Genomic DNA, 1,246 nt, shown 5'->3' with positions numbered 1-1,246 from the left:
CGCAGCCCCCGGGCCACAGGGCCCCATCCCTCGCTTCCGGGTCCCGCGCGAGACGGTTCCCCCCCGTCCGTCTCGGCGCGGGGCCCGGGATCTCCCCCGGCCGACGCCCCGGATCCCCGCGCGGTGCCGCACATGGCACCCCGGGGAGGCGGGCGGGAACAGGACGGGAACGGGACGGGAACGGGCCCCGGCATGCTCGCCCTTCAACGACCGGAGCCGGGTCGCGCGCCCGGAAGGAACCTCGGAGAGGACCCAAAGCCATGCCCAAGATCGTGCTCGCCTCCGGCAGCATCCGCCGGGAGTCGGCGAACGCCGCCGTGATCGCCACCGTCCGGCGGCTGCTGGAGCAGCGGGACGAGAGCTACGAGGTGACGGAGCTGTCGCTGCGTCACTTCCCGCTGTTCGACGAGGACCTGGAGAGCGACGGCGGCACACCCGAGCTGCTCGCCGCGAAGGCGCAGGTCGCGTCCGCAGACGTGCTGATCATCAGCAGCCCCGCCTACAACGGTTACCCGTCGGGCGTCCTCAAGAACGCCCTCGACTGGCTGTCCCGGCCGGGCGACGCGGACCGCGCGCCGCTGGAGGGCCTGCCCACGGTCGTCGTCAGTGCCTCCCCGGGCCCGGCCGGCGGGGAGAACGTACAGCCGCACGTCCGTCAGATCCTCGGCAACTGCGGTGCCGCGCTCATCGACTGCGAGCAGGTGGCGGTCGGCAACGCGATCGAGCTCCGCACGCCGGAGGGCGTCATCACCGAGCCGTCCGTGGTCAAGGCCCTCGACGGCCTGGTCGACGCGGTCGCCGGCCACCTCGCCGCCACCCCCCAGGAAGCGGCGGCCTGACCCACCGGGTTCCGGCTCCGGTTCCTCCACAACAAGAGAGAGGCGGGCTCGTGACCATGGCGGGTCGAATCGACGACCGGCGGCTGCTGCTGGTGCTGCCCCGGTACCGGGTCGTCCGGAAGGCCGTCGCCGCCGGATTCGACGTGTGGTCCCTGTGGGATCCCGGCCTCACCGACGCGCGGAGCCTGCGCCAGATCGAGGACGCCTCGCACGAGCTCCTGCTCACGGACCACTCCGACGAGCAGGGGCTGCGTGCGTTGGTGAGCGGGACCGTGCGGCGGCACGGCATCGGCCATGTGCTGCATCTGTCCGCCGACGACCCGCTGGAGCTCGTCCTGCCGGCGCTGGAGGAGGGCTGGCGGCTCGGCCGGGCCCCCAACCCCCCGTCCGCCGTCCGTGCCCTGAGC

Annotated in this window: 1 protein-coding gene and 1 pseudogene; both read left to right on the top strand. The window is 73.7% G+C overall.

The genetic code is table 11. From position 1 onward, the window contains the following. Positions 1-260 precede the first annotated feature (260 nt). A complete protein-coding gene (locus tag AOK23_RS43440; protein ID WP_055717856.1) occupies positions 261-839 on the top strand; it encodes an NADPH-dependent FMN reductase in 579 nt (192 codons plus the stop codon). A gap of 56 nt (positions 840-895) precedes the next feature. Then, positions 896-1,246 (top strand): annotated as a pseudogene (locus AOK23_RS43435) (ATP-grasp domain-containing protein); the annotation flags it as partial.

Source organism: Streptomyces torulosus, from assembly GCF_001419765.1.
GTDB classification, from domain to species: domain Bacteria; phylum Actinomycetota; class Actinomycetes; order Streptomycetales; family Streptomycetaceae; genus Streptomyces; species Streptomyces torulosus.
This window is presented reverse-complemented; position numbering and strand designations above follow the sequence as displayed.

Bases quoted from the DNA above. Each gene is read 5' to 3' on its own strand.
- AOK23_RS43440 (WP_055717856.1), top strand. From the start codon at position 261: ATGCCCAAGATCGTGCTCGCCTCCGGCAGCATCCGCCGGGAGTCGGCG.